The organism is Piscibacillus halophilus (assembly GCF_900110685.1).
GTDB classification, from domain to species: Bacteria; Bacillota; Bacilli; order Bacillales; family Alkalibacillaceae; genus Piscibacillus; species Piscibacillus halophilus.
The window spans coordinates 1-16,902 of sequence record NZ_FOES01000050.1 but is presented as its reverse complement, the minus strand read 5'-3'; the positions used below and the strand labels follow the sequence as shown (position 1 = coordinate 16,902).

General features: G+C 37.2%; 21 protein-coding genes. 11 read left to right on the top strand and 10 right to left on the bottom strand.

What is annotated here, in order from left to right; translation table 11 throughout:
• Window positions 1-201 precede the first annotated feature (201 nt).
• Both BMY57_RS14315 and BMY57_RS14310 read right to left on the bottom strand, forming a co-directional pair.
• On the bottom strand, window positions 202-2,352 hold the full coding sequence (locus BMY57_RS14315) for a heavy metal translocating P-type ATPase (protein WP_091775778.1): 2,151 nt from the start codon (window positions 2,350-2,352) through the stop codon (window positions 202-204).
• A gap of 4 nt (window positions 2,353-2,356) precedes the next feature.
• On the bottom strand, window positions 2,357-2,713 hold the full coding sequence (locus BMY57_RS14310; protein WP_091775775.1) for an ArsR/SmtB family transcription factor: 357 nt from the start codon (window positions 2,711-2,713) through the stop codon (window positions 2,357-2,359).
• Window positions 2,714-2,838: 125 nt separating this feature from the next.
• Here BMY57_RS14310 and BMY57_RS14305 point away from each other — a divergent pair, with 125 nt between their 5' ends.
• On the top strand, window positions 2,839-3,336 hold the full coding sequence (locus tag BMY57_RS14305) for a GNAT family N-acetyltransferase (RefSeq protein ID WP_091775771.1): 498 nt from the start codon (window positions 2,839-2,841) through the stop codon (window positions 3,334-3,336).
• 45 nt (window positions 3,337-3,381) lie between these two features.
• On the opposite strand, the gene BMY57_RS14300 is transcribed toward BMY57_RS14305, so the two are convergent.
• The 4 genes from BMY57_RS14300 to BMY57_RS14285 all read right to left on the bottom strand — a co-directional run bounded on the left by BMY57_RS14300 (window position 3,382) and on the right by BMY57_RS14285 (window position 7,407).
• On the bottom strand, window positions 3,382-5,163 hold the full coding sequence (locus BMY57_RS14300) for a M3 family oligoendopeptidase (RefSeq protein ID WP_091775767.1): 1,782 nt from the start codon (window positions 5,161-5,163) through the stop codon (window positions 3,382-3,384).
• 142 nt (window positions 5,164-5,305) lie between these two features.
• On the bottom strand, window positions 5,306-5,989 hold the full coding sequence (locus BMY57_RS14295) for a VOC family protein (RefSeq protein WP_091775764.1): 684 nt from the start codon (window positions 5,987-5,989) through the stop codon (window positions 5,306-5,308).
• Between the two features lie 11 nt (window positions 5,990-6,000).
• Window positions 6,001-6,996, bottom strand: coding sequence for an LLM class flavin-dependent oxidoreductase (locus tag BMY57_RS14290; protein ID WP_091775761.1), 996 nt, complete (start codon window positions 6,994-6,996; stop codon window positions 6,001-6,003).
• A gap of 165 nt (window positions 6,997-7,161) precedes the next feature.
• On the bottom strand, window positions 7,162-7,407 hold the full coding sequence (locus tag BMY57_RS14285) for a GlsB/YeaQ/YmgE family stress response membrane protein (protein ID WP_091775758.1): 246 nt from the start codon (window positions 7,405-7,407) through the stop codon (window positions 7,162-7,164).
• 125 nt (window positions 7,408-7,532) lie between these two features.
• Between BMY57_RS14285 and BMY57_RS14280 the strand changes: the two genes are divergently transcribed.
• Window positions 7,533-8,432 (top strand): diacylglycerol/lipid kinase family protein, encoded by a 900-nt coding sequence (locus tag BMY57_RS14280; RefSeq protein ID WP_091775755.1) that lies wholly within the window; start codon window positions 7,533-7,535, stop codon window positions 8,430-8,432.
• Between the two features lie 3 nt (window positions 8,433-8,435).
• Here the strand turns inward: BMY57_RS14280 and BMY57_RS14275 are convergent, their stop codons facing one another.
• Window positions 8,436-9,062, bottom strand: a complete 627-nt coding sequence (locus tag BMY57_RS14275) for a class I SAM-dependent methyltransferase (RefSeq protein ID WP_091775752.1) — start codon at window positions 9,060-9,062, stop codon at window positions 8,436-8,438.
• Window positions 9,063-9,181: 119 nt separating this feature from the next.
• Here BMY57_RS14275 and BMY57_RS14270 point away from each other — a divergent pair, with 119 nt between their 5' ends.
• The 3 genes from BMY57_RS14270 to BMY57_RS14260 all read left to right on the top strand — a co-directional run bounded on the left by BMY57_RS14270 (window position 9,182) and on the right by BMY57_RS14260 (window position 10,350).
• Window positions 9,182-9,643: a MarR family winged helix-turn-helix transcriptional regulator gene (locus BMY57_RS14270; RefSeq protein WP_091775749.1), complete on the top strand. Its 462-nt coding sequence runs from the start codon at window positions 9,182-9,184 to the stop codon at window positions 9,641-9,643.
• A gap of 72 nt (window positions 9,644-9,715) precedes the next feature.
• Window positions 9,716-9,952 carry a glutaredoxin family protein gene (locus tag BMY57_RS14265; RefSeq protein ID WP_091775747.1) on the top strand — a complete coding sequence of 79 codons (237 nt, stop codon included), beginning with the start codon at window positions 9,716-9,718 and terminating at the stop codon, window positions 9,950-9,952.
• A 62-nt stretch (window positions 9,953-10,014) separates the two neighbouring features.
• Entirely contained in the window at window positions 10,015-10,350 is a 336-nt protein-coding gene (locus tag BMY57_RS14260; protein WP_091775744.1) for a YppG family protein, read from the top strand.
• A gap of 45 nt (window positions 10,351-10,395) precedes the next feature.
• On the opposite strand, the gene BMY57_RS14255 is transcribed toward BMY57_RS14260, so the two are convergent.
• The 3 genes from BMY57_RS14255 to BMY57_RS14245 are packed head-to-tail and all read right to left on the bottom strand — an operon-like array spanning window position 10,396 to window position 12,809.
• The gene (locus BMY57_RS14255) at window positions 10,396-11,253 is read right to left on the bottom strand and encodes a DegV family protein (protein WP_091775742.1); all 858 of its coding nucleotides are present in this window, start codon (window positions 11,251-11,253) and stop codon (window positions 10,396-10,398) included.
• 29 nt (window positions 11,254-11,282) lie between these two features.
• On the bottom strand, window positions 11,283-12,182 hold the full coding sequence (locus BMY57_RS14250; protein WP_091775739.1) for a DMT family transporter: 900 nt from the start codon (window positions 12,180-12,182) through the stop codon (window positions 11,283-11,285).
• 21 nt (window positions 12,183-12,203) lie between these two features.
• Window positions 12,204-12,809, bottom strand: a complete 606-nt coding sequence (locus BMY57_RS14245) for a rhomboid family intramembrane serine protease (protein WP_091775736.1) — start codon at window positions 12,807-12,809, stop codon at window positions 12,204-12,206.
• A gap of 121 nt (window positions 12,810-12,930) precedes the next feature.
• Between BMY57_RS14245 and acpS the strand changes: the two genes are divergently transcribed.
• The 6 genes from acpS to BMY57_RS14215 form a co-directional block, all read left to right on the top strand.
• Window positions 12,931-13,290, top strand: coding sequence for a holo-ACP synthase (gene acpS, locus BMY57_RS14240; protein WP_091775734.1), 360 nt, complete (start codon window positions 12,931-12,933; stop codon window positions 13,288-13,290).
• A 156-nt stretch (window positions 13,291-13,446) separates the two neighbouring features.
• The gene (locus tag BMY57_RS14235) at window positions 13,447-14,469 is read left to right on the top strand and encodes a LolA family protein (RefSeq protein WP_091775731.1); all 1,023 of its coding nucleotides are present in this window, start codon (window positions 13,447-13,449) and stop codon (window positions 14,467-14,469) included.
• Between the two features lie 182 nt (window positions 14,470-14,651).
• A complete protein-coding gene (alr, locus tag BMY57_RS14230; RefSeq protein WP_091775729.1) occupies window positions 14,652-15,773 on the top strand; it encodes an alanine racemase in 1,122 nt (373 codons plus the stop codon).
• Window positions 15,774-15,916: 143 nt separating this feature from the next.
• Entirely contained in the window at window positions 15,917-16,195 is a 279-nt protein-coding gene (locus tag BMY57_RS14225; RefSeq protein ID WP_091775726.1) for an antitoxin, read from the top strand.
• A gap of 5 nt (window positions 16,196-16,200) precedes the next feature.
• Window positions 16,201-16,551 carry a type II toxin-antitoxin system PemK/MazF family toxin gene (locus tag BMY57_RS14220; RefSeq protein ID WP_054754806.1) on the top strand — a complete coding sequence of 117 codons (351 nt, stop codon included), beginning with the start codon at window positions 16,201-16,203 and terminating at the stop codon, window positions 16,549-16,551.
• Window positions 16,552-16,716: 165 nt separating this feature from the next.
• The coding region (locus BMY57_RS14215) for a transposase (RefSeq protein WP_143063842.1) at window positions 16,717-16,902 on the top strand (186 nt) is incomplete at its 3' end.

Sequence of the window (16,902 nt, the reverse complement as noted above, 5' to 3'; positions counted from 1 at the left end):
AAATCATTCACAACAAAAGCCATATCATCTTTGTCTAATTTTATTTCTAAATCTAAAGGCAAAACCACTTGATTCATGTTATAATGTTTAAACATTAGGATCCTCCTTTGGGTTTATGGTGTGGTTACTTTAATTCTATCAAAGGGGATCCTTTTTGTTTATCTAAAATTAAAAAAGAGTATAAAAAAATCGTGGAGAACATCAATTTTGATGTCTTCCACGATTTTTTATTTTACTGGGTTTTGTCCCAGCCTCTTCCTTGTTTTTGATTAATCTTAAAGCATTAAGTGTAACAAGTAATGTGGCTCCCATGTCAGCTAAAATCGCAATCCAAAGTGTCAACCATCCAGGGATGACCAGAAGGAGAGCTAATATTTTTAGACCTAATGCAAATCCGATATTTTGCTTGATAATGTTTAATGTACGACGGCTTAAACGGACTGTAAACGGAAGTTTGCTTAAGTCGTCACCCATTAATGCAATGTCGGCTGTTTCGAGTGCCGTATCAGTACCAGCGCTTCCCATAGCAATTCCTACATCTGCCGTAGCTAAGGCTGGAGCGTCATTAACACCATCTCCTACCATGACAACCTTTCCATATTTGCCGCTAAGCTGTTTAATTTGAATTTGTTTATCTTTTGGTAATAGGTTTGCTAAATATTCTTTAATCCCCACCTGATTAGCTATCGTACGAGCTGTGTTTTCGTTGTCCCCTGTTAATAAAATGGAATGCTTCATGCCTAAGCGATGAATATCCTTCACCATATTTCTAGACATGTCGCGTACAGCATCGGCAATGGCTATTAATCCAACGATGTCATCATTTTGGCTCATAAGGATCACGGTATAACCTTCATCCTGTAAGTTTTCTACTTCCTTTTCAATTGAGGAACTAAGGCTTTCAAACATTCCAGGACTACCGATTTTATATGGGATTCCCTCAATCGTCCCCATAATTCCTTTTCCAGTTACAGAATGAAAATCATCAACATTATATGGATTTACATCAAATAGTTCAGCATAATGAATCACAGCTTGAGCAAGTGGGTGTTGTGATTGGCGTTCAAGGCTGCTAGCTATTGTGAAAAATTCTTCAACGCTCATGTTGTTTGATAAAATCTTGTAGCTTTGGACCTCAGGTTTACCTTGTGTAATCGTCCCCGTTTTATCAAATGCAATCGCGTCTATATGGCCTAACGCTTCCAAGTAGGCGCCACCTTTAACAAGTACGCCATTACGTGCAGCACTTCCAATGGCGGTTACAATTGCAACAGGTGTTGATACGACTAAGGCACAAGGACAGCCGACGACTAATACTGCTAAACCTTGGTATAGCCAATTTTCAAATCCTGCACCGAAAAAGAGGGGTGGGATGGTTGCAACACCTAATGCAATCAACATAATGAGTGGTGTGTAGTATGCTGCAAATCGATCCACAAACTGTTGTGCAGGAGCTTTTTCATTTTGTGCTTCTTCAACTAAATGAATGATTTTAGCTAAAGTCGTGTCTTTCACTAGCTTAGTGGCACGAACTTCTAAATATCCTTCTTCGTTTAATGTCCCAGCAAACACTTCATCCTCTAATCCTTTGAACACAGGTAAGGATTCGCCTGTAATTGCTGCTTGGTTAATAGAAGATTCACCTTTAGAAACCACTCCATCAACCGGGATTTTTTCCCCTGGTCTGACGACTACGATATCATCAATTTGGATGTCGTCAACGTTGATTTCTTGATCATTCCCATTCCTGATAACATTTGCCGTTTTTGGAGCAATTCCCATTAAAGATTTAATGGAGTTTCGTGCTTGATCCATAGAATAAGATTCTAGTGCTTCACTAATGGCAAATAAAATGACAACAGCTGCGCCTTCAATCCATTCTCCAATCAAAGCTGCCCCAATGACCGCAATCGTCATTAATGTTTTCATATCGAAACGAAGCTTAACTAAGTTTTGAAAACCGGCAATGAATAATCGGTAACCACCGACAACAATGGATGCGACAAATCCTCCAATCGTTATTGGATGTTCCTCACCTAATTGGTAGAACAATGTAATTCCTAAGGCTAATAAAACTAATGAGCCAACAACATTACCATTTTCTTTTACATAATCCCAAAAGGATTTACTCGAATTTTGCTCATATTCTTGAGTCACCTTAAGGTTTTCAAACGATCCTGCACGTTCAAGCTCATCAATTGAGGCAGAACCAGTGACTGTGATTTTTGAAGCACCAAAGTTCACATTCGCGTTTTCGACTGTTGGAATCTCTTTTACATTGTTTTCAAACGTCTTCGCACAGTTCGCACAAGACATTCCTTGAACGTAAAAGCTTTGTTCTTTTTCTCCCATAACTTTATTCCTCCAGTTCCTCTTGGTGCTCGATCGCGATTTTTATAAGGTCGTGTACGTGATGATCATCGAGCGAATAGTAAACGTTTTTGCCATCTTTTCTTATTTTGGCTAATCCGTGTTTTTTTAACGTACGTAAATGATGGGAAGCACTCGCGACGGATGTATCAGTAATCGCAGCTACATCACATACGCATAACTCTTCTTGAATCGTTAAAGCGTGCGCAATCTTAACTCGCGTTTCGTCGCTCAACACTTTAAATAATTGACTAACTGATTTAATTGGAACTTTGTTTAATGATGTGTAGACATGTTTTAGTTCCTTTTCCGTCACCTCGGATGTGCAATTAGGAAGTTTCATCATCATAACCTCACTCATTCAAATATTCGTTTGATTATATTATATTCAAATGAACATTTGAATGTCAATCGATTGAATGACTTATTTTTATCAATTAAAATTTATACAAAGAAAGAGGTGACAACATGATTCGTGAAGGGCATTTTGAAGATTTAGATTCAATAGTAGTGCTCGTCGATAAGGCTAAGAAAAAGATGTTGGCAGAAGGCAATGATCAGTGGGATGAAACTTATCCAACTAGAAAACACTATGAATCTGATTTACATAATGGGCAATTGTATGTATTTGAACAAAATGGAGAGATTTTCGGAGCTGCGTGCATAAGTGACGAGGGCCACCATGAGTATGATGAAATATCATGGAAAATTTCTAAAAAACCTTACTTGTGTATGAAACGGCTAGCGGTAGATCCGGATGCTCGTAAACAAGGGATTGGACTGGCATTTTACCAGTATGCCGATGCGTTAGCGAAAAGTAGAGGCATTCCATCACTTAGAACGGATACAAATGGCTCGAATAAAGCGGCATTAAGATTGTTTGAAAAAGCAGGCTATTCTTATGTAACAGCGGAACGCCATGGTCATTATAAAGAGCCATTTGTTTATTATGAGAAGAATATTTAAATTACAGAAAAACCTCGCTGGAAATCCAGCGAGGTTTTGTCAACTTTATTTAGTTAAGTTTAAGTATTCTTTTACATCATGTTTGCAAAGCTCAATCCCTTTTTCCCAGAACGATTCTTTTGTAATGTCTTCGCCTAAATGTTTCATGGCAAGATCTTCTACAGTCATTACAGCCGTATCTCGTAATAAGGCGATGTATTTATCCTCATAATTTTTACCTTCTTCTAGTGCTTTAGCATAAATACTTAACGAGAAGAGGTAACCGAATGTATACGGGAAGTTGTAGAACGGTACGCCCGTAATATGGAAGTGAAGTTTATTCGACCAGTAGCTAGGGCTGGTTGAGTTAACGGCATCACGATAAGCTTCACGCTGTGCTTGGTCAGTTAACTCATTCAAGCGACTAGCTGAAACGAAACCGTTTTTACGTTCTTCATAAAAACGAGTTTCGAATAGGAAGCGAGAGTGGATGTTCATAAAGAATGCCACACTGCGTTGTAATTTATCTTCTAGTAAAGCAATTTTTTGTTCATCAGTCGTTGCCTCTTTTACGGATGCATCAGCTACAATCATTTCTGCAAACGTTGACGCTGTCTCAGCCACGTTCATCGCGTAACGGCGGTTAAGTGGATGAACGTCTTTTAGCGCATAGGAATGAAATGCATGCCCAAGTTCGTGTGCAAGTGTTGCTACGTTTGACATGGATCCACTATATGTCATGAAAATACGTGATTGTTGACTTAGTGGAAAACCAGTACAAAATCCGCCTGGGCGTTTTCCAGGGCGATCTTCAGCTTCAATCCAAGCTTCTTCAAATGCACGCTTCGCAAAACTAGCCATTTTAGGACTGAACTTTTCAAAATGCTTCAAAATAAATTCAGCACCGTCATCGTAAGACAGTTTCTTCTTTTCCTTTTGGGTCGGTGCCCCGAGATCATACCATTCTAATTTTTCCTTCCCTAGAAGTTGAGCTTTACGGTTCAAGTACTCAACAAAGGTATCTTTATTTTTCGAAATAGCTCCCCACATAGCATCAAGTGTTTCGTGTTTCATTCGGTTAATTTCAAGTGGTTCTTTTAAAACATGATCCCAGCCACGTTTTTTGTAAGTGTTCAGGCGGAATCCAGCTAAGTGGTTTAACGTTCTAGCAAATAGGTTTTCTTTCTCTTTCCAAGCTTCTTCTAACTTTTCATATGCTTCTTGACGAATCGCAGGATCTTCATGAGATAAAAGGTTGTTCGCCTGTCCGACTGAAAGGACCTCGCCATTAACGTTAACCGTCATTTCACCTACGATTGTGTTATACATTTGTCCCCAAGCATGGTATCCATCAACTTCTAGGGCAGATATTAAAGCTTCTTCCTCTTCAGAAAGTTGTTCTTGGGCTTGAGTGCGCCATTCATTTAATACGAATTGAAGATCCTTTAATTGTTCGTGCTCAAGTAATTCATTCCAAACACGGTCTTCAGTTTTAGCTAGCTTTTGTTTTAATACATTAAAAGCTGAGCCGTACAATGCGTTCATCTCTGTAATTTCACTGCGCAATGCACCTGCTTTTTGATCACTCATATCTTGAGCTTCTAAACAGCTGATAAATGCACCAGCTTGAGAAATATGTTGAATAAGACTGGATGTTTCTTCTAGCTTGTCAGCTACTAAATCAGCATCTGAAGCAGAAGTTGGGGTTTCAAATGTTTCTAAAGATTTTGCGTATGTACCGACACGCTCTTTCGTTTCATTTAAGTGACGACGTAATTCAGAAGATTCGCTTCCGCCTTTGAAAAAGACGTCTAAATCCCAAACAATTGGATAGGTTGTTTTACTCATATGTTGGCCTCCTCATTACCTTCAAAATATTCTTTAAATTATGCATATTATATCATAACGAATAATTCGGTAAAAGAATATTTCGAAAAAGGAAATAAATAAATGGTATAAAAAAGACCTCATCTTGAGGCCTTAACTATTTTTAATATATAGACTTAAATTTGATTTGATTAAATTTAAAACGAGCTTCTAATCCAGTTCCTTGTTTAACACATAGTTTTCCATTTTCTAGTTCCCATTCCATATTTTCAGAGTCGTCGAGTTGATAGATTGTTTTTAATCGTTCTGAGAAAACATCTGGTTGTTCGGAATAAATAATCACTCGATTAAAGTCGCTTGGGTTTAAATCTGCATCATCTAAAGGCCTGTTCCCCTCACCATTCCATTCAATTAAAAAGGGGAGGGGTTCTGAATCAAAATGATATTTTGGAAATAACATTTTCCATTCCAGAACTGACCCATCTGGACGTGTGCGACTTCCCGGAAAAGGTCCATAGTATGCAATATCGTGTTCATCAAAATGTTGTTGATAACTTTCGATATCTTTTACTCGAAGTGCAAATTGAATCGGTCCTTCTTGATCCTTTTTCTTTGCAAAATAAGCGTGCTGAATTAAAGGGTTTTCAGACGATTTCGCTTTTTCATCCTTTTCAATTCCAAGCCATTCAATGTAAGCGTTGTTTTTATAAAATGCTAGATGATTGTAGGTTCCCCAGTTATCGTGTTGTCCTCCTGAAACCCCCACTTGTTTATGAGAGGAAGAGAAAATCTCTTGGTGTCGCTTAGGATCGTTTGAAAAAATAACTAAATGATCAAAAGCTAACATGATTAACCTCCTTATAAATTAAAAGCCTTAGCAAGCTTTGTATATGATTCTAAACGGCGTTCAAATGGGCTAACGATACAGTTCACCATAATCTCATTAACTTGGAAAGTTTCAGCCAAGTGTTCGAGTTGTTGTTTCACACTTTGGACATCTCCTACAACCATCCGTTTTCGGTTATCTTGAATGGCTTCTCGTTCGTACATATTATATTTGTTTTGACTGGCTTCTTCAGGAGAAGGGAAGTAGTTGCGCACCTTTCCTTGAGCTAAAGTCAGTAGAGCGTGATCTAAGCTAGATGCATAAAATTCTGCTTCTTTTTCTGTATCCCCAATCACTGCGAAAACAGCAACACTTGCATGTGGTTCTCTCATCATTGGAGATGGTATGAAACTATTATAATAACGCTTAATGGCAGCCGGATGCCCCTCGCCATTAATGAATTGGGCAAAAGTATAACCTGTACCTAACTGCCCTGCTACAGAGGCACTTCCACCACTTGAACCCAGCATAAACACCGGAGGGATGGTTTCTCCTAAAGGTGTAGCTTTCACCTCATATCCTTCAGGTGAATTGCCGATTAAATAATCGATTAAATGTGAAACTTGGGTTGGGTAACTATGAACGTCTGGGTACTCCCCACGGTTTAAAGCATAGTTAACTCCAGGCATACCACCAGGGGCACGACCGATTCCGAGGTCAATTCTTCCAGGATATAGTCCTTCTAACACTCTGAAAGTTTCTGCTACCTTATAAGGGCTATAATGAGGCAGTAGAACGCCACCAGTTCCAACTCTTATATGTTTTGTTTGAGCAGCAATAGCTGAAACTAGAATTTCAGGTGCTGAGCCAGCTAAGCTTTTGGTACTGTGGTGTTCACTCATCCAAAATCGTTTATAACCTAATCGATCGACGTGTTTAGCTAATTCAATCGTTTGGGCTAAGGCATCTTGTTCATTATGACCTTGTAAAAGTGGAGATTGATCTAGGACGCTGAGTTGTATATTCATTGAAAGACACCTTTCTAAATAAAATATATGTATTAATTGTTTGATATTTATTAATAAAATTCAATTGATATGCATAGGACAATGTTCATTAAGATAAATCAAATAAAGTAAAGAAATACCTTTAATCTGCGATCACAGGTATATCTTTACTTCTTAAAGTCATGACTATTTTTTAATGATTTTTATAATAATGCTTAAAATGGCTACAAAAATGAGAGCACCTAAAATGGCAGAGATAAGCGGAATCCCTAAAACTTCAGGTCCAAGTGCACCAAATAACGACTCACCTATCCATGCACCTACTATACCAGCGACAATATTTCCAATGATTCCGCCTGGAACACCACCTAACAACAACCCAGCAATCCAACCGATTAGGCCTCCCACGATTAAATATAGAATTACACCCATGTACAATCCTCTCCTTTAATATATTTTTTACTACTATACCCATATTCATGAATCACCAAAACTAGTCCTTACATTGTTTGAATTTTATACGGAAGAGGAAAACTATAGACAAATGGAGTGGTCTTATGAAATTTAATCGTGTTCTGTTAGTTTTAAATAGCGAGAAACCAGGAGATGAAAAGGAAAAATTAGTCCAACAAGTCATGCCAATCTTATCCCCCAATATAAAAGAGCTTACTATAATACAGACCGAATCAGTTGATGAGTTAAAAGAGGCGTGTCATCAATCCGTTGAACTTATCATTGTTTATGGTGGGGATGGGACTGTTCATGTCGTAGTTAATGAGTTGATGAAAATCGAAAATCGGCCGAAGCTTGCTATTTTACCAGGTGGAACCTGTAATGATATTTCCCGTGCTCTTTCCATTCCTCAAAATTTAAAAAAAGCAGCAGAATCTATAGTGGAGCCCAATATTAAAACGGTAGATGTTGCCTCCATTAATGATTATTTCTTCTTAAACTTTTCTGGAATTGGGTTGATTACTGAAGCATCAGAAAATATAGATGATCAACTTAAAGAGACGTTTGGTCGAATTAGTTATTTTATCAGTGCTATTCAACAGCTTCAGCAAAGTGAGTCATTTCATTTCAAGTTAACAACTGATGGAGAAGTCGTAGAAGAAGAGGCAGTGATGATTTTAGTGATGAATGGTTACTTTATAGGGACTCATCAATTCCCTTTGCCAACCATTTCAATTCAAGATGGGCTATTAGATGTGATGATTATTAAAGAATCCAATTTACAAACCATCCGAGATTGGTTTTCGTTATCTTACACACATCAGGAAAATGAAGAAGAGCATCAAATTAAGCACATAAAAGCAAAAGAAGTTATAATTGAGCCAGAAACAATCAAAGACGTAGATACAGATGGCGAAGTTTATATTAAGACTCCAATAAAGGTGAAGGTTCTACCCGAAGAGATAGATATGATTGTAGGGGAAAACTTTATTGGAGAAGAATAGAGGCTATTCTTCTCCTTTTTGACACACTGCGATGCCTAAAGGGTATCTAACACCTTCACGTTGCTTTGGTTCCATGACAACACCATTTTGGTAAAAGAAATTGACTTGTTCATAACGCTCATTGAATAACTCCCTAAACTCATCTTGTGTTAGTTGGTGAATATGAAAGGGATTGCCACATGGTACGCCACGTCCTTCACCAAATGGAGTTGAAACAATCAATGTTCCCCCCGGTTTTAATAAACGATGGTAATTATTTATAATGGATTTTTCATCTTCGATATGCTCAATCGTTTCAAAGCTTACAATACAGTCAAACGTTCCAAACCGATTGATAAGATTAGGGTCAGTTGCATCAGCCACTTCGTATGTCGATTGAGGATGATAGTATTCATTTTTGGCATAATCGATAATTTCTTGATCTAAATCGAGTCCAATAACTTCAGAAATATGTTTTTTGCGTTGTTTGGCAATCATATGTGTGCCATACCCTGCACCGCATGATAAGTCTAGAACCCTGCCGGATAAGTAATTTAGAGCAAATTGATAACGTGCGATATGTTCTAATAGAAGGGGATTTAATGGGTCCATTAATTTAGGAATCACGCGCTCGCCAGTATCTTCAATCATGATATATTCCTCCTTAAAAGCAAGTCTATTATGACAAATTTATCTACAATTGCAAACTGTTTTGACGGTCTATATTCTTATCCTTATAATGAGTTTATACAATAGAGAGGTGATACGTAATGGAACATGATACTTATAAAGAAAGAAGAGAGGATTCATCCTTAAAATTATTTGTTGTCTTATCTAAAGCAGCGCGTACAGTATTGGATTTAGCACAAGAAGATATGGTCCGTTATGGGTTGAACCCAACTGAATTCGCAACGTTAGAATTACTATACCATCGTGGACAGCAACCATTACAAAAAATAGGGGAGCGGATTTTGTTGACAAGCGGCAGTATTACATATGTCGTTAATAATTTAGAGAAAAAAGGTTATATAACTCGTATCCGATCTGAACATGACCGACGTGTAACCTATGCTCAAATCACGGAAAAAGGTACCGCTTTGTTGAACGATATATTCCCGGAACATTGGAAACAAATTGAACAAATCATGAAGGGGTTAACGGAAAGTGAAAAGCAACAAGCGATTGCTCTCATTAAAAAATTAGGATTACATGCTGACTCATTAAAAAATTAATAACTTTTTAGTTTATCTCATTCTTTAACGGGGTATTACATTTGTGTAACAACTAGAATGAGGTGACGAGTAGTGACAAAGCAATCTGTGACCATTTACAGCCATGATCAATCTCAGAAATCTCAACGTTTGAAAGAGCAGTTAGATGTATGGGGTGTCAATTATAAAGAGAAAAATATAACAGACAATCCTAACTATTTGTTAGAATTACAGAAACAAGGGGTATTTGCAACTCCGGCCATATTTATTGATGATACATGTATTGAGGGATTGCAACTGGACAGAATTAAACATGAATTACAAATTTAAATAAGTTAGACAAACACCCTACCTATTACCTCTTACATAAGATGTGATAGGAGGTGTTTGCCTTGAATCAAAGCCGTAACTTCTCAAACGATTATAATGACCAAAATTATTACTACTATCCCCCATATTATTATCCGAAACAAAATTCACCGTTTCCTTATCAACAACAATTTTCAAATTACCAACAACCATTATTCTTTGAAGTTCCCAATCAATTTGAACATGATTCATCAATTAAAAATACGGTTTCTCCATTTGTACAGTACTTTCAAGATGATCAAGGAGAAATTGACATTGATAAAGTGATTGCAACAACGAATCAATTTATGAAGACAGCATCCCAAATTGCTCCTATGTTCAAAACGTTGAACGATTTTGTGAAAGGAATGAAATTATAAGTCTTTCCGAATGACAATCGGAAAGACTTATTTTTTAAATCACTTTTATTCATCCTCTAGAAAAGATATTACCAATCCACCTTCTCCTGCATGGGTGGCAATTAATGGCCCCATTTCAACAAGGAGTTCTTCTTTTGGTTGATATTTATCGCGAATAGTTGCTAAAACTTTCTTGGCCTTTTCTTCACAATTACTATGAGCGAGTGCAATGGTTTTACCTTCGAGTGATTTAGAATATTCCCCAATTTGTTCAACTAATCGACGAAGAGCCTTCTTTTCTCCGCGGACTTTTTCCGTCACTTCAATGGTTCCTTCATCTGAAGCCTTCATTAATAATTTAATATTTAATGTTTTAGCAATCGCACCTCTCATTTTATCTAAACGTCCGCCCTTAATTAAGTTTTCAACGGTCTTTAGAGAGAAGAGGGTCGTTGTTTTCTCCACATATTCCTTAACGCGATTGACGATTTCGTGGAAGTCTACTTGATTCATTTTTAATTTGAGAGCTTCATTCGCTAGTAAAGCGACTCCACATGAAGCAGTTTTAGTATTGATGATTTCAATTTTTCGCTCAGGTTCCTCATCTAGAAGCATTTCTTTTCCAAGTTCTGCGTTTTGATAAGTTGCGCTTAAGTTTTTAGTCAAAGCCAGCATTAAGATTGGAACATCTGGATCGATTTCTTTAAAAGCTTTGTAAAAATCATTAGGGCTCGATGCTGATGTTTTAGGTAACTCATCAGTCTCTGATAACTTTTTGTAAAATGTATTGATGTCGAGATCTTCGCCTGCCTTGTACTCTTCGTCCTTAAAATGGATATTTAGTGGAACGATTTTGACATTAAAACGTTCGATGACCTCTTTTGGTAAATCAGCCCCGCCATCTACCATTAATTGAAAACCCATAAACCTCACCTCTTTTTATACTATTTCTGTTATTTGTCTAAAACTTTGACTTTCTTTTTCTTAGAAGTACTAAAAATAAATAGAATTAGACCGAATATGACGATCACACCACCTAAGAGTTGTGACCAAGTGACCAATTCATCCAAAATGAAATAGGCTAATATAGAAGCTCCCACTGGTTCAAATAAAATTCCCATCGTAATAGTAGAGGCATTAACCCATTTAATTGCCCAATTAAATAATGAATGGCCGAAAAATGTTGGAATGATGGCTAAAGCGAGAAAGTATAACCATGTATCCGAGCTATACCCTGTAAATGGCTCATTTAAAATAAGATTATAAATGATTAATGTGATTGAGCTAATCCCATAAACGATAAAGGTATAAGTGATTAAAGATAACCGTTTTCTTACTGTTTGTCCGAATAAAAAGTAACCTGTGACCGCAATCGCACCCATTAATGCTAGAAAATTACCGAACAAGGCCATTCCACTAATATGAAAGTCTCCCCAGCTTATGATGACACTCCCGACTAAAGCGATGATGAGACTAATTACAGCTCCACTCGTAAACCGTTCCTTGAAGAATAAATAACCACCTAAAAAGGCCCATATTGGCTGAGTGGTCACTAATACAACTGAACTTGCAACGGACGTATGATTTAATGATTCAAACCATAATATAAAGTGCAATGCTAAGAAAACACCAGATGCTATTGAAAGCAACCAATCCCTCGAAGTGATTTCAGTTAACTCTTGGCGGAACTTAATTAATACGATTGGAACCATAAGTAGTACAGCAAATAACAAACGGTAAAGTGCTACAATGGAAGAAGGAGCATCAGCTAACCTTACAAATATGGCAGAAGTAGAAACGGCTAATACGCCAATCGTAACAGCAATGTATGGTGTAATTTGTTTTTGCTCCATTCAACTAACACCTCAATTAATTTAATAATAGCCATGTTTGATTCGATCTATGAGGATTGGACCTAAAGCTACTCCACTAATGAAGCCAAATATATGAGCTATAAAATTGATATTTGGTCCGAACGATGTCAAGAAACCGATGATAATAAAGACGACCACAATTTGTGTGCTTTGTGCATCAATTAAGTCACGACGAGCAAAAATCATATAAGCATACAAACCAAAAAGGCCATAAATGGCGCCAGATGCTCCAACATGAGTTGCCATTAAATCTCCAAGGAAGTAATAGGCTACATTGGCCAGAACACCCATTAATAAGTATGCTAAAATAAACTTAAATTTACCCAGCATTTTTTCTAAAGCTGGACCAAACAAAACGATACTAAAGCTATTAAATAAAACGTGCGTAATGCCCCCGTGAAGAAAAATCGGGGTTAGGAGTCGCCAATATTCACCCATTTGTACATAAAGATTGAACCCAACCATTAAAGTCCATAAATCAATGAAAAAAGGAATAGGTATCACTCGAGTGAATAGGTAAAGGATTAGATTTATGGCGACGAGGACCGACACAACAGGATAAAACCTTAGAAACTGTTGAAAACTTTCGGTTCGGATAAAGAACATAGCAGTCGCCTCTTTCTTTAAAAGTATGTATACGCTTAACTTACTGTCGTCTACACTTTTCTTAAGGATACTAATCTTTTATAAAAGTTTCAATTAAATATAAGGGAAGTAGGCTTAATTTATGATTATCGGAACAGGAATAGACCTAGTTGAATTGAATAGAATTGAACGTTTAATGAACAAAAACGATAAGTTGGTTCATAGGATCTTATCAGTACGAGAACGAGAAAAATTGTCACAATATATGAATCAAAAGAGAAAGATAGAGTTTTTGGCGGGTCGTTTTGCTGCTAAAGAAGCTTATAGTAAAGCTCTTGGTACAGGTATTGGTAGTCAACTATCTTTTCAGTCCATTGAGATTGTATCGAATGAGGTAGGAAGGCCTCAAATTATTTACAAGGGAGAGGTACAAACATCAGCACATGTATCCATATCTCATAGTAAAGAATATGCAGTGGCACAGGTGATTATAGAAAAATAAATTTCTCTTATAGCTAGTCTGCATATTAAGACAAGTCGTCTCATATAGTGTAATGCGGGGTAACAAATGATCCAATGTGCACATTGTCACCGCAACACGAATAGATCGCTTGTTCCGAAGAATAAGTAACGATTATGAGGCGAAGGAGTTGTCTGAATGAAAAGGAAACTAGTGCTCTTCATTTTACTCTTGTCAATGGTGGGGCTACTGGCAGCATGTGGAGAGGATACGGCTGATGACGTTGTGGACGCACTAAACAAAAAAGCAGGAGATCTAGAAAGCTTTAGAGCAAATGCAGACATGGTCATCGAAACAGGTGAAGAACCACAACAATTTGATGTACAAGTTTGGCATAAGAAAGACGATTATTACAAAGTTGTACTTCAAAATGAATTAGATGAAAAAGGGAACCAAGTAATCTTAAGAAATGACGAAGGTGTTTTTGTATTAACTCCTTCCATCAACAAAAGTTACAAGTTCCAAAACGATTGGCCTAAGCAACATAGCCAGCCATATTTATTCACGTCACTAGTGTCTGATATTGAAAATGACGCAGACCGTGAATTCAAGAGTACTGAAAATTTCTATGAGTTTACAGTGAAGACGAATTACAAAGGTAACCAGCAGTTACCTTACCAAAAGATCTACTTCCATAAGAAAACGTACGAGCCTGCTCATGTACGGGTCTTAAATTCTCAAAATGAGACGATGGTCAAAGTAGATTTTACCGATTTTGAATTTAATCCAGAAATAGAAGATGGGGAATTTAATACTGAACAAAACTTAGCGGAAGGAACGATTAGTGTTCCAACATCCACTGAGTTAGAAGAACAGTCTATGGCAGTTTATTATCCTACAAACCTACCTGAGGGGGTAGAATTTACAAACGAAGAAGTCATTTCGTTTGATAGCGGTGAGCGATCCATTCTATCGTATGAAGGTGACAAGCATTTCACATTGGTTCAAGAAATGTACACTGATTCTCATCCGACTTCAGTAGAGGTACCAGTCTATGCACAAGGTGAGATGGTGGATTTAGGTTTTACAGTGGGTCATTTATCTAACAATTCCCTTGAGTGGCAGCAAGATGGAATGAGTTTCGTGTTAGCGAGTGATACGTTAACCGTTGAAGAGATGGTGGCAATTGCAAAATCTGTTCAAGGTCAAGCGATGAAATAAAATGAAAAAGGTGTTAAATGATTAATTACCCGTAATAGTTCTTATTATGGGTAATTTTTTGTGTTTAAAAAGCTGCGATAATAGGAGGGTCTATAATTTCCAGCGTTCATATGATTGACAGATTAAGAAGATTACTAAGATAATAATGACATCAAATTTTACTATTAGAAGAGGGTTTAAGCATGGATAAAGCTGGATATCATCGTGATACATGGGCAGAAATAGACCTTGAGGCCATTCGTCATAATGTAGAAGAAATAAAAAATCATTTAAAAGATAAAGAAGTCTTTGCGGTAGTCAAAGCGGATGCATATGGACATGGTGAAGTTGAAGTGGCTCAAGCTGCATTAGAAGCGGGGGCGACTACTTTAGCTGTCTCTATACTAGATGAAGCTATAAGACTTCGAGAACATTTCTCAAACGTTCCCATTCTTGTAATGGGATGGACAAATCCTGAATATGCAGATATAGCAGCGCAAAACAATATCACATTAACGGCATTTCAGACCGATTGGGTTCATCAAGCTAACGAACATTTAACAGATCAGGATCTGTCTATTCACCTTAAAGTGGATACTGGAATGGGGCGTATAGGTATAAGAAGTGTCGAAGAAGCATATGATGTTATTAGAGCGTGTGATCGAACTAATATTTTTATAACAGGTGTTTTCACGCACTTCGCTACAGCTGATGAACCAGATTTTAAATATTACCATCAGCAATTAGGAGCTTTTAAACAATGGTTAAAACAAGTTAAACCTCATTTACCTGATTCTATTACAGTGCATATTGGGAATTCAGCTGCTTCAATGCGTTTTCCAAATGACATGTATGATGGTGTGCGCTTTGGGATTAGTATGTATGGCTTATATCCTTCTAAACATGTCAAAGAGGAACAGACGATTCTACTGAAACCGGCTTTCGCATTGTACTCCCGACTCATCCATGTAAAGAAAATCCAAAAAGGTGATGCTATTAGTTATGGTGCCACTTATCGCGCAAGTGAAGATGAATGGATTGGGACGATTCCAATTGGCTATGGTGATGGATGGATTCGTAAGCTTCAAAGTATTAATGTGTTAATTAATGGTCAGAAACATCCTATTGTAGGTAGAATCTGTATGGATCAATGTATGATTAAGTTAGATCAATCTTATGATGTCGGGACTCGAGTGACGTTAATAGGGTGTGAACAAAACGCTACAGTGTCGATGGATGACGTTGCAGATCATCTTGAAACCATTAACTATGAAATACCTTGTATGCTAGGAAAAAGAATTCCAAGGTACTATATTAATATGTAAGCACAATTTGATGTTTCTTATAAAAATCACTAAAAATTCTCTCACAACCGACTTTTTTTCTGTTTTTTCTTTACGAAAGATGGGGAAGAGTGCTATCATAATGAATAGATTTTGCTGCGCGAATTATGCTGGGGGTGTAAGGAATGTCTGAAACTTCGAAAGAAATCGTCGTAAGGCTACCTGAATCTTTAATAGATGAGTGTGATAACTTAGTGGAGAGTCACGAAGAATTAGATCGTGAAGCTTTAATTCTTCAAGCCATTAACACTTATGTACAAGAGGAAAAGAAACGTAAGATTAAAGATAAGATGCGCCGTGGTTATGTTGAAATGAGAAATATCAACTTAGGAATTGCATCTGAAGCATTTGAAGCCGAAGAGGAGGCTGAAACCACTCTTGAGCGCTTAGTGAGTGGGGTGTAATTAATTTGTACGTAAAACGTGGCGACGTCTATTATGCTGATCTTACACCAGTAGTAGGGTCAGAGCAAGGCGGAGTTCGCCCAGTCCTCATTATACAAAATAATATAGGTAATCGTTTCAGTCCTACCGTGATTGTGGCTGCTATTACAGCGCAAATTCAAAAAGCTAAGTTGCCCACCCATGTCGAGATTGATTCGAAAAAGTATAAGTTTGAAAGAGATTCGGTAGTTTTGTTAGAACAAATACGCACTATTGATAAACAACGATTAACGGATAAGATTACGTCTTTAGATGAACATCTTATGAAACAAGTAGATGAAGCCTTACAAATTAGTTTAGGTTTGATGGATTTATAAAGTTAGAGGCTGGGACAAAACCCAGTAAAATAAAAAATCGTGGAAGACATCAAAATTGATGTTCTCCACGATTTTTTTATACTCTTTTTTAATTTTAGATAAACAAAAAGGATCCCCTTTGATAGAATTAAAGTAACTACACCATAACCCCAAAGGAGGATCCTTATGTTTAAACATTATAACATGAATCAAGTGGTTTTGCCTTTAGATTTAGAAATAAAATTAGACAAAGATGATATGGCTTTTGTTGTGAATGATTTAGTCGAACAAATTCCGGAAGAAGCTTTCGCAAGCTTTTCACGCGACACCGGCTGCCCTGCTTATCACCCTAAAATGATGATGAAAATAATC

Excerpts from the sequence above, each read along its gene's own strand:
- BMY57_RS14255 (WP_091775742.1), bottom strand. The coding sequence starts at position 11,253 with ATGGGTTTTCAATTAATGGTAGATGGCGGGGCTGATTTACCAAAAGAG.
- BMY57_RS14310 (WP_091775775.1), bottom strand. The coding sequence starts at position 2,713 with ATGAAACTTCCTAATTGCACATCCGAGGTGACGGAAAAGGAACTAAAA.
- BMY57_RS14245 (WP_091775736.1), bottom strand. The coding sequence starts at position 12,809 with ATGTTCTTTATCCGAACCGAAAGTTTTCAACAGTTTCTAAGGTTTTAT.
- BMY57_RS14295 (WP_091775764.1), bottom strand. The coding sequence starts at position 5,989 with ATGTTAGCTTTTGATCATTTAGTTATTTTTTCAAACGATCCTAAGCGA.
- BMY57_RS14275 (WP_091775752.1), bottom strand. The coding sequence starts at position 9,062 with ATGATTGAAGATACTGGCGAGCGCGTGATTCCTAAATTAATGGACCCA.
- BMY57_RS14250 (WP_091775739.1), bottom strand. The coding sequence starts at position 12,182 with ATGGAGCAAAAACAAATTACACCATACATTGCTGTTACGATTGGCGTA.
- BMY57_RS14305 (WP_091775771.1), top strand. The coding sequence starts at position 2,839 with ATGATTCGTGAAGGGCATTTTGAAGATTTAGATTCAATAGTAGTGCTC.
- alr (WP_091775729.1), top strand. The coding sequence starts at position 14,652 with ATGGATAAAGCTGGATATCATCGTGATACATGGGCAGAAATAGACCTT.
- BMY57_RS14300 (WP_091775767.1), bottom strand. The coding sequence starts at position 5,163 with ATGAGTAAAACAACCTATCCAATTGTTTGGGATTTAGACGTCTTTTTC.
- BMY57_RS14290 (WP_091775761.1), bottom strand. The coding sequence starts at position 6,996 with ATGAATATACAACTCAGCGTCCTAGATCAATCTCCACTTTTACAAGGT.
- BMY57_RS14280 (WP_091775755.1), top strand. The coding sequence starts at position 7,533 with ATGAAATTTAATCGTGTTCTGTTAGTTTTAAATAGCGAGAAACCAGGA.
- acpS (WP_091775734.1), top strand. The coding sequence starts at position 12,931 with ATGATTATCGGAACAGGAATAGACCTAGTTGAATTGAATAGAATTGAA.
- BMY57_RS14235 (WP_091775731.1), top strand. The coding sequence starts at position 13,447 with ATGAAAAGGAAACTAGTGCTCTTCATTTTACTCTTGTCAATGGTGGGG.
- BMY57_RS14270 (WP_091775749.1), top strand. The coding sequence starts at position 9,182 with ATGGAACATGATACTTATAAAGAAAGAAGAGAGGATTCATCCTTAAAA.
- BMY57_RS14315 (WP_091775778.1), bottom strand. The coding sequence starts at position 2,352 with ATGGGAGAAAAAGAACAAAGCTTTTACGTTCAAGGAATGTCTTGTGCG.
- BMY57_RS14285 (WP_091775758.1), bottom strand. The coding sequence starts at position 7,407 with ATGGGTGTAATTCTATATTTAATCGTGGGAGGCCTAATCGGTTGGATT.
- BMY57_RS14225 (WP_091775726.1), top strand. The coding sequence starts at position 15,917 with ATGTCTGAAACTTCGAAAGAAATCGTCGTAAGGCTACCTGAATCTTTA.